Here is an 8,401-nt window from a genome sequence, read left to right on the forward strand (position 1 = left end):
CGCCACGCGTGATTGCGTGGGTCTGACCGCATATACGGGGAATACAGGCGAATGGATTCGCAGCGGCACTTATCCCTGTGTCGCAGCTTGATATGACGACCGGCACGACACCACCTGCGGCAGTCGGGAATTGCAACAAGCCCATTCTTCCGCCATTCATCACCAACCAGATAGCGGCGCGTCCGGCTCCGCGAAGTCGACTTCCTTTGCTACGACTTGATTGAGACCAACCGAAGAGCCGACGCCATGGAAGGCCACCGTGCCTCTGCCAGACTTCTGATAACGCGCTGGCCCACTTCGCGTAGATGGCGCGGCGAACGTGCTGCCAGCACCGGTTATGTCTATAGCTATTCAAGTTCCACAGGCGACTGTTCGGCGCTCGCGAAACGTGAGGCGCCTAGGGCGCGGGACCGTCAAGCCTCCAGTGCGAATGAGCGCGCCTAACACGCACGCTCGCTGCGCTGCAGGCGCGGCCGTTCCGTTGCCCCCGGAGATGGGAAGCGGCAGCGAAATTCGCCGTCGCCTACCCGTAAGGTCACTTTTCCGGCGCTGCCACTTCCTGGCCGGCACCGAGGTCGGCACCTGTCGTTGGGTTCGAAGTCGTGTCCGAAGCTGTCCGTGCAGCCATCGCTGACAGCACTTTTACATCCGCGCCGGAAACGTTCACCGTGGCCAATCCGTCGCCACCGTCGACCGCCGGCTCGGGCGCGTCTACATATTCCCAACCCGGGCCTTCGTTCCAGGGACCTTGCGGCGATTCATCGCCCTGTGACATGTTGTAGTAGACATTTGTAAATTGCGGCACCCCAGGACGTTTGCCTTGCGGGAAGTTGGGCTGAATCGAATGCAGCGCTTTCTCAAACGACTTCTGGTGAGCAATCTCTCGGGTCATCAGAAATCCAAGCGCCTCAGAGATACCGGGGTCATCGGTCACATTCATCAGGCGTTCATAGACAATCTTGGCCCGCGCCTCTGCGGCGATGTTTGAGCGCAGGTCCGCCGTTGGCTCGCCGATTGTGTCGATATATGCTGCGCTCCAGGGAACGCCGGCTGAATTGGTGAGGGCCGGGCCGCCTCCGTATAGGAGGGCAGTCGTGTGGGAGTCGTTGCCCCCTCCCGTCAGCGACCGGTAGAGTTCGGCCTCCGCATCCACCCCTTCTGCTAGCTGCCCCTTCGCTCCTTTGTTTAGCATTGCCACGATAGAGCCGATGATTTCGAGGTGGCTCAATTCTTCGGTGGCGATGTCAAACAATAAATCCTTGCGGCCCGGGTCGTCTTCGCCGACTGCTTGTGTGAAATACCTGCAAGCGGCAGCCAGTTCTCCTTGCGGACCGCCGAATTGTTCCAGCAACAGATTGGCGAGGCCGGGATTCGGCGCTGCCACACGGACGGTATATTGAAGCCGTTTGTTGTGCACGAACATTTCACTTCTCCGTTGAAAGCCCGACGCCACGGACTGCCCTGTCAGGAAGTACCGTCAATAACATCAGGAGCGTAATCGGGCTGGTTGTAAAGCCCGGACAGCGGCGTGTTGCTTGCTCAGGCCGCACCCTTGCGGGCGTCCGGGTCTCGGAGCAATTTGCTCCGGCGAATGTGCAGCTTGGGCCACACTATGAAAAGCGCTGCGCTGCTGAGTGCGCATGAGGCGTACCTGGGTGGGGGGCTGGCTTGTGGCCTTAACTTAAGTGCGGCTTTCACCGGTTCATGATTCCTGGAAAACTTCGGCGTCGATTTCTGCGGCGCGAAAACGGCGCGCTGACACCATTCCACTCCGAATCCGGGCACGGCCGGCGCGGGAGACTCGCTCTCTTAGTAACCCGTCCAAGACTGGCGCGGAGCCGGCCGGGGACAGCAAGTGCAAGAGGTTTCAAAAGCGGGTTCCCGTCGCCCCCCCCCCCGGGCATGCTGGTTGCGCGGCATTCCAGCGCGCGCCGCGCTTGCTGGAAGTTGCGGGCCCCAACCAAGTGAAGGAGGAACCATGGCTACTAAGACCCTGAAGGATTTGTTCATTCATTCGCTATCGGACATTTACAGTGCCGAAAAACAGATGACGAAGTCACTTCCCAAGATGGCGCGGGCAGCGACCAGTCCTGACCTTCGGTCAGCATTCGAGACGCACCTGGAAGAAACGCAAGGCCAGATTGAAAGAATTGACCAAGTGGTCGAAGCCAGCGGAATCAAACTCAAACGCATCAAGTGCGTTGCCATGGAGGGTCTTGTCGAAGAAGGCCAAGAGCAGATTGACGAAATTGAGAAAGGCCCGGTTCTCGACACCGCCCTCATCGCAGCAGCGCAGAAAGTGGAGCACTACGAAATTGCAGCGTACGGTTCGTTAATAGCACTGGCCAAACAGCTTGGCGAAACCACTGCCGTCAAGCTTCTGGCCGAAACGCTCAAAGAAGAAAAGGCTACCGACGACAAGCTAACTTTCCTCGCTATGGAAAAGGTGGCGGCAGAAGCCTTGGGAAACTAGGCCGACTCTACGCCAGGCGGCGGCCAGCGCCGCCTTTGTCAAACTCCAGCTGGATTCTATCGATTGCGAAATCTGTTGATTGCACTGCGGCGCGGTAGGTACCGACGGTGCAATCAACAGTCTCAAAACGGATATCTCGTTGGCCACTAACCTGGCGGCCCTAGGAGAACTGAATGGACCCTGTCTCGCATGGAATCATTTTCTGGCTGATTATCGGCGGCATCGCTGGCGCGTTGACCGGTCGGATTGTTGACGGCGGCGGCTTCGGCATTCTTGTCGACATCATCGTAGGCATTGTTGGCGCCTTCATCGGAGGATGGCTCGGTGGAGTGCTTGGACTGCACCTGGGTGGCGGCATCATCGGCTCGCTGCTCACGGCACTTCTTGGTGCAGTCATCCTGCTCGCCGTCCTGCGCCTTTTCAGCGGCGGCCGAGGGCGCGCACTTGAGGCCCACACGAGATTGACGCGAGCGACGGCGTGCTAACCCGTTGAGGCAGTTTTTCTTTGGAGAGTGAAAATGGATGTGCCAGTCACCGAGGACCAGATTCGTACGCTCGCTTTCTATCTTTGGGAAAAAGACGGAAGTCCCGACGGGCGTTCCGAAGAATACTGGGAGAAGGCGCGGCAGCAGCTAGGTGCTGGGGGCAACCCGGCAGAGCCAGAAACAGGCAGCGCGTCGTGAGTAGTTGAGCTTCTGGTCGAGGGTTCGACGTGGGTGTCAGCGGATTGTGCTCCGATGACACCCGTCGCAGGCTTCGGAGAGTGCGGCGCTCAATCAAACAGGCGGCTTGCCTGTCCGATGCTCGCAAATCTGCATATTCAGATTCGCCGTTTCCGTTGAACGTCAACGGGCCGCCCGTCTATGTCGGCACATCCGTCGCAGACTTCCATGGCGCCTCCGGAATTACGCGTCCGGCCGTTGGCCAGCGTTCGCAGGCATCGCTCAAAAGGAGCCCGCGTGGAGCGGGCCAAGACTGATGCACCGCAGAGGAGACAACGCGGGCCAAGTCAGTATCGGACTCCGCGGAGCGCCGGCGCAAGCGTAAAAATATAAATAAAAAGAGGGTCGGCTGGTGACCGACGCAGCACGCAGCAGGTGCTTCGGTCTTCAAGCTAGTGCGTCACTGCTCCCGAAAAGGGCTTAGGCTAGGCGCCAGATTGGTCAAAAGACCGATTGCTGGGCGTTTGCTCAATCCGGCACGTAACTTGCGGCTTGCCAGTCAGGCTTTGTCTGCAGGGTTTATGTCCCTCGTCGATTTGAGGGGCGGTGAAAACATTGAGTCCATGTTCGTTTTCTCTGGGAGCTATCACACGAGCGTTCGTTTCAGCAGCAGAAAACCGCAGGAGGACACTATGTTTCGGTCCACCCCAGTTATTGCCAGCAAAACCGTAGGCGGTGAAAAGATTCAGGCAGAGTTTCTCTGCGACACGGGCCGGCTACGAATCATCGGCGGCGTCACAGTGCGAGCAGAATGGTTTCCGCCGCATTCTTGGTTTGCCATTGCATCTGTCGCGGGATACAGCCGATGGGGTACCCGCCCGGACGAGACGGACTTGCTGCGGCTCATTGATAATTTTGTACGGTTACCGGGACAGTCGACTCTACGAGCAGAATCATGATGGTCGCCTTCGTTGATGTTGGCCTTCATCGCCGCCACGGCGTCTGCGACGATATCCTGGAGTAATCCGTACGAAGGACGGACAGTTCGCCATGCGTTATCCGGGACGCGTCGAGCAGGTCGCCAACGAGTCGTTTCAGTATCCACATCTGCCTTTCAGCGATGCCCAGCGCAGACAATACGCCAGGATTGTCTGTCGCGAGTTTTCGCGCCGCTGTACGGCCCAATCGATGGGTCCAAGGGGATTGCGCAGCTTACTGCACAATAAATCTGAGAAATCACGTGAGTATTAGGCGGCGATTGCCAGCAACGTAAGGGATGCGGCGCATGGACGATACCGCTGACGCGAAACAGCTGCTTGCGTGATGCTGGCTAACATAGCTGCTATTTGTGCAGCGCACAAATAGATAATGATTGTCAAGCCGCTAGGAGAGGGTTTACGCTCAGTCGACTTCCCCGCGAGACGACTATGGGCACGCCTGCTCTTCTGGACCGCTACGAACTGCTTGCCGCGTGGCATCGCCTCATTCCGGAGGCGGAACTTGCCGGACAGCACCGATACGAGCTAGACGAACTCGGCGAAGCAATACTGAATCCTTCTCCGTCAGCCAGGCGTCAGATAGTGCTCACTGATGTCTACTGCCACGTAACTGAGCAGATGGGGCATCTTGCCGCCATGTCAGTACCCGTGATTACTCCAGCCCTTGGCATCAGGGTTCCCGATGTTGTCTGGATGCCGTGCCACAGGTGGGAAAGCTTCGACCACGACGACCCCGTACCGTTTGTCCCTGACCTATGCGTCGAAGTGCTTCTCGATAGCGACAGGGCGCATGACATCGACCGCCGGGTAACAAGCTATCTGGAGGGCGGCGCAACCGAAGTCATCGTTGTATGCCACTCCGGACGGGTTGAGTTCTGGGGCGCCGCGGGCCGGCGTCAAACTTCGGTATTCGGAATAGCGCTATCTCTCGACGGCAGGTATTTCGAACAGGAAGGCGGCGTGTCTTAGAGTGCCACCTTGCGAAGTTGATGACTTATCGAGCCAAGGCATGCTTCGGTGATTTCATCTTGGTCGGTCTACCTTTTCGCTGACGTGCCGGAGTCGCCGCCTTGAGGGCATTGTCGCCACTTCGGTCACTGTCATTGAATGTCTCTTGCCGTCCGCTTTGCTACGCTCACGTGCGCGGCTATTGCCACTATTGCTACCTTGGCTAGTCGTGCGTTGTTTCACGGACAAAGCGGAGCACATCGATAGGTGCGAATAGCGGCGCCGGCATTGCGGCAAATCGCGACGCCTTACAACGTCGGCAGTCGTTCAAAGTGGTCGAAGCGGGCGAACGGTGGCGGCACCTCGGTCACCTCAAGCTCGTCGACAAGTGCGGCGGACATACCTTCACTTAACCAGGCGCACATATCTGCAAGCTGCTCAGGCGAGCCCTGAATCATCGCCTCCACGGAGCCGTCCATGCGGTTGCGGACCCAGCCCGTAACGCCCAGCGCATAGGCGCGGCGTACACAGGCTTCCCGATAGCCGACGCCCTGCACGAGGCCGCGCACCTTCACCAGCCGCGTCTCAAGCATCCCATCTTTCTCGTCGTCTTCCATCTGTGTGATTCCAGCGTTGGTTGTCACGATGTCCTGCGCGCCGAACGTCCGTATGAACGCGCTCATTGCGAAGTTGGGAAGCTGTCGCGTCAGCGCTACTCACCGGCTAACGGCGTCCCACCTGCCATGCATCTGCCAAAGTTCTCTTCACGACAGCAGGTTTTTTGCCTGCGCGAAAAATGGAATAACGCAACGCTCAGTGAGAAAAATCTGCGGCGTTCAGCTTTATGGGCTCGTCCGGGGCTCGCAGCATCCTTCGCTCGACGGCCGCCGCAATCCGGCCGTGTCCGTCCGTATAAGCTTTTAGCAAGCGTGCTTCGTTTGCGCCAATGGGCGCCCAGAAATGCCGTTCCAGCGCGTCGCGAGTAATCGAGCATCGCAGTGCACGGCGACAAATGTGTGCGACAAAAATGACTAGCTTTCCGTCGGAGGAAACGCTGGCTTCTGCGGCGAGAGTGCTGTCCATGGTTCATCGGCTTTTTGTTGACCCAACCGCCAGATTGCCCCGGACGGACTCGCGGCAGTACCAGCCTTATCATAAGTCATGAAGCCGAAGGCTCAGAAAATTAACGCGCCCATTCGTTTGGTCGCAGCGTGACCACAGGCACCAGGCTTCCGACTCCAGCCGCCGAATCAAACAGCGCTTAGTATCCGCAACACTGCATTTCCTTCGTCTGTAATCGCGAACCTGGATGTGCCTTGTCCAGAGTCAGCCAGTTGAGCGAAGCCGGCATCGCGAAGTGCCATTACGTCCGGGGTCTCCGCCATCACATCGCAAGGTGCTTGAAGTGGCACCCCAGGAGCGTCGCCAGTTCATGTGCATTCAGGCACTGCACTGCTAGCGCGAGGCTGAAATCAAAATTCCTCTCGGCGCGACTCGCATAGCAGTCTCCTCAAACGAAGCGGTCGTTAGCACCGGAAGCGACTCAGTTGCCGGCCGTCTGATTGGTGGCAAATGGACGGCGACGATGTCCCGATAGTTACGTCGAGAATCAGTGTATGCCTTCAGGCATCGACACCAGGCTCTCCGGCCACACTCCCTTGCGAATCACAAGGGTGTATCGCAGTCCGCTGCCCCATCCTCATGTTCCAACTCCTCATCCACGATTTTTTCCAGGCTGCGCTTTAGGTGATAGAGCTAGCCCGTTCGATTCCAACTCTCTCGTCCTTCGCGAGCTCCTGGTCGCTGGAGCCGTGTGCACTGAGGCTTGTGGAAAGCAGGTCTGATAGCAGTCCTTCCGCGGGAATAGCATGCGTCTCGGTCGTCGTCCGAAGCATGCGCCCGGAAACGTCGCGAGGCCGAATCGCCGCGAGCGCCGCTGATGACGACCTCCGCTCGCGTTCAACTTCCCTGTGGGGCACGCCACTTGCTCAACCATAGGACCATTCAAACGAAATATGGAGGTTCAAATGACCGAGTCGAATCAACCCACCGCCCCGGCAGCCGGGCCCTTGCCCGTCGCGTCTGACCCGGCCAGTTCCGCCGGTTCATCTCAACAGGGCAACGGCTCTACAGCGAAGTCCGGCGGCAGCGACGGAGACCGAACAACCAGTGCCCGGACGCTGTCCGACGTGAAGGACAAGATTGCCGGCGCACAGGAGGTGGTCAAGACGAAGTACCGAGTCGTAGCTGAATCGACCGACGATTACGTTCATGAGGCTCCGTGGAAAGCGGTCACGATGGCACTCATCGGCGGACTCATCATCGGCATGCTTGCTCGCCGCTAATGCTGATTTAGCTCTATAGGAGAAGAAACATGGACCCGGTCTCACATGGAATCATTTTCTGGCTGATTATCGGAGGCATCGCTGGCGCCTTGGCGGGTCGTATCGTCGACGGCGGCGGCTTCGGCATTGTGGTCGACATCATCGTGGGAATTGTCGGAGCCTTCATAGGAGGCTGGCTTGGCGGGGCGCTGGGTCTGCACCTGGGAAGCGGCATCATCGGCTCACTCATTACGGCGCTGATTGGCGCGGTCATCCTGCTCGCTGTTCTGCGACTTTTCAGCCGAGGCCGGGCGCGTCCACTCTAAAGCCTTCAATTTTTATACGTTGAGCGTAGCGCTTCGGGCGACAAGCACTCGCCCCTGTCGGTCCGGCAGCAAACGCCGGGAAGCATTGCGGGGCACGCCATCTGCATTCACGGACGTGCCCCGTTGTGGATAAAGGGGTGACCGGCTTGTGTCCGTGACGGGATGTAATCACATGTCGTTCGCGAAGCGAAACCTGCCTTTCGGGGGAAAGCGATGAGCCGAATACTCCAGGTGGATAACAAGCCAGATGTTATTGATGCCTTGCGCATCTTCCTGGAGACGGAGGGTCATCACACGGTAACCGCCCTAGATGGCCTGGAAGCCTTTCTTTGAGATTGCGACTGGGCGCCAGCCGGACATCGTCATAACCGACTGGAAGATGCCGCATGTTGACGGGCTTGCGCTGTCCAAGATGCTGCCACATAGCAATCCCCGCGCCGACCTGCCGGTCATTCTCGTGTCGGGCGACCCGCCACCTACAGACGGAAGGGCCACTTTGCGCAACGGTTTCTCCGCAAGCCGGTTTCACTGGAGGAATTGTCGGCGCTGATTAGGCGTCTGCTCACCACCCGACATTAGAGCGTGTTAGGAACTTGGAAGTACTGGCACCGCGTGAACGAGCATGAGCATTGCGAAGACCACGAAATGCAACCCGGCAAGCGTTTCGGGT

10 protein-coding genes and 1 pseudogene are annotated in these 8,401 nt (G+C 58.4%); 7 read left to right on the forward strand and 4 right to left on the reverse strand.

Annotated elements, in window-relative coordinates:
- Positions 1-535: 535 nt before the first annotated feature.
- Positions 536-1,423, reverse strand: coding sequence for a manganese catalase family protein (locus P3T25_RS45705; protein WP_429364132.1), 888 nt, complete (start codon positions 1,421-1,423; stop codon positions 536-538).
- Positions 1,424-1,978: 555 nt separating this feature from the next.
- Between P3T25_RS45705 and P3T25_RS45710 the strand changes: the two genes are divergently transcribed.
- The 4 genes from P3T25_RS45710 to P3T25_RS45725 all read left to right on the forward strand — a co-directional run bounded on the left by P3T25_RS45710 (position 1,979) and on the right by P3T25_RS45725 (position 5,102).
- A complete protein-coding gene (locus P3T25_RS45710; RefSeq protein ID WP_154567505.1) occupies positions 1,979-2,473 on the forward strand; it encodes a ferritin-like domain-containing protein in 495 nt (164 codons plus the stop codon).
- A gap of 173 nt (positions 2,474-2,646) precedes the next feature.
- On the forward strand, positions 2,647-2,958 hold the full coding sequence (locus P3T25_RS45715; RefSeq protein ID WP_154567504.1) for a GlsB/YeaQ/YmgE family stress response membrane protein: 312 nt from the start codon (positions 2,647-2,649) through the stop codon (positions 2,956-2,958).
- Between the two features lie 33 nt (positions 2,959-2,991).
- Entirely contained in the window at positions 2,992-3,156 is a 165-nt protein-coding gene (locus tag P3T25_RS45720; RefSeq protein WP_154567503.1) for a DUF2934 domain-containing protein, read from the forward strand.
- 1,406 nt (positions 3,157-4,562) lie between these two features.
- Positions 4,563-5,102, forward strand: coding sequence for a Uma2 family endonuclease (locus tag P3T25_RS45725; RefSeq protein WP_154567502.1), 540 nt, complete (start codon positions 4,563-4,565; stop codon positions 5,100-5,102).
- A gap of 287 nt (positions 5,103-5,389) precedes the next feature.
- On the opposite strand, the gene P3T25_RS45730 is transcribed toward P3T25_RS45725, so the two are convergent.
- Both P3T25_RS45730 and P3T25_RS45735 read right to left on the reverse strand, forming a co-directional pair.
- Positions 5,390-5,698: an acylphosphatase gene (locus P3T25_RS45730; protein ID WP_154567501.1), complete on the reverse strand. Its 309-nt coding sequence runs from the start codon at positions 5,696-5,698 to the stop codon at positions 5,390-5,392.
- Positions 5,699-5,894: 196 nt separating this feature from the next.
- Positions 5,895-6,164: a DUF1488 family protein gene (locus tag P3T25_RS45735; RefSeq protein WP_154567500.1), complete on the reverse strand. Its 270-nt coding sequence runs from the start codon at positions 6,162-6,164 to the stop codon at positions 5,895-5,897.
- Between the two features lie 944 nt (positions 6,165-7,108).
- On the opposite strand from P3T25_RS45735, the gene P3T25_RS45740 reads away from it, so the two are divergent.
- From P3T25_RS45740 to P3T25_RS45750, 3 genes are all read left to right on the forward strand, one after another.
- Positions 7,109-7,426 (forward strand): DUF883 family protein, encoded by a 318-nt coding sequence (locus P3T25_RS45740; protein WP_154567499.1) that lies wholly within the window; start codon positions 7,109-7,111, stop codon positions 7,424-7,426.
- A gap of 29 nt (positions 7,427-7,455) precedes the next feature.
- Positions 7,456-7,731: a GlsB/YeaQ/YmgE family stress response membrane protein gene (locus P3T25_RS45745; RefSeq protein ID WP_154567498.1), complete on the forward strand. Its 276-nt coding sequence runs from the start codon at positions 7,456-7,458 to the stop codon at positions 7,729-7,731.
- Positions 7,732-8,110: 379 nt separating this feature from the next.
- The gene (locus P3T25_RS45750) at positions 8,111-8,281 is read left to right on the forward strand and encodes a hypothetical protein (RefSeq protein ID WP_429364142.1); all 171 of its coding nucleotides are present in this window, start codon (positions 8,111-8,113) and stop codon (positions 8,279-8,281) included.
- Between the two features lie 35 nt (positions 8,282-8,316).
- Here P3T25_RS45750 and P3T25_RS45755 read toward each other — a convergent pair.
- Positions 8,317-8,401: pseudogene (locus P3T25_RS45755) on the reverse strand (IS5/IS1182 family transposase); the annotation flags it as partial.

The sequence above is a fragment of the Paraburkholderia sp. GAS32 genome, from assembly GCF_050434225.1.
Taxonomy (GTDB): Bacteria; Pseudomonadota; Gammaproteobacteria; order Burkholderiales; family Burkholderiaceae; genus Paraburkholderia; species Paraburkholderia madseniana.

Bases quoted from the DNA above. Each gene is read 5' to 3' on its own strand.
- P3T25_RS45705 (WP_429364132.1), bottom strand. From the start codon at position 1,423: ATGTTCGTGCACAACAAACGGCTTCAATATACCGTCCGTGTGGCAGCG.
- P3T25_RS45710 (WP_154567505.1), top strand. From the start codon at position 1,979: ATGGCTACTAAGACCCTGAAGGATTTGTTCATTCATTCGCTATCGGAC.
- P3T25_RS45715 (WP_154567504.1), top strand. From the start codon at position 2,647: ATGGACCCTGTCTCGCATGGAATCATTTTCTGGCTGATTATCGGCGGC.
- P3T25_RS45720 (WP_154567503.1), top strand. From the start codon at position 2,992: ATGGATGTGCCAGTCACCGAGGACCAGATTCGTACGCTCGCTTTCTAT.
- P3T25_RS45725 (WP_154567502.1), top strand. From the start codon at position 4,563: ATGGGCACGCCTGCTCTTCTGGACCGCTACGAACTGCTTGCCGCGTGG.
- P3T25_RS45730 (WP_154567501.1), bottom strand. From the start codon at position 5,698: ATGGAAGACGACGAGAAAGATGGGATGCTTGAGACGCGGCTGGTGAAG.
- P3T25_RS45735 (WP_154567500.1), bottom strand. From the start codon at position 6,164: ATGGACAGCACTCTCGCCGCAGAAGCCAGCGTTTCCTCCGACGGAAAG.
- P3T25_RS45740 (WP_154567499.1), top strand. From the start codon at position 7,109: ATGACCGAGTCGAATCAACCCACCGCCCCGGCAGCCGGGCCCTTGCCC.
- P3T25_RS45745 (WP_154567498.1), top strand. From the start codon at position 7,456: ATGGACCCGGTCTCACATGGAATCATTTTCTGGCTGATTATCGGAGGC.
- P3T25_RS45750 (WP_429364142.1), top strand. From the start codon at position 8,111: ATGCCGCATGTTGACGGGCTTGCGCTGTCCAAGATGCTGCCACATAGC.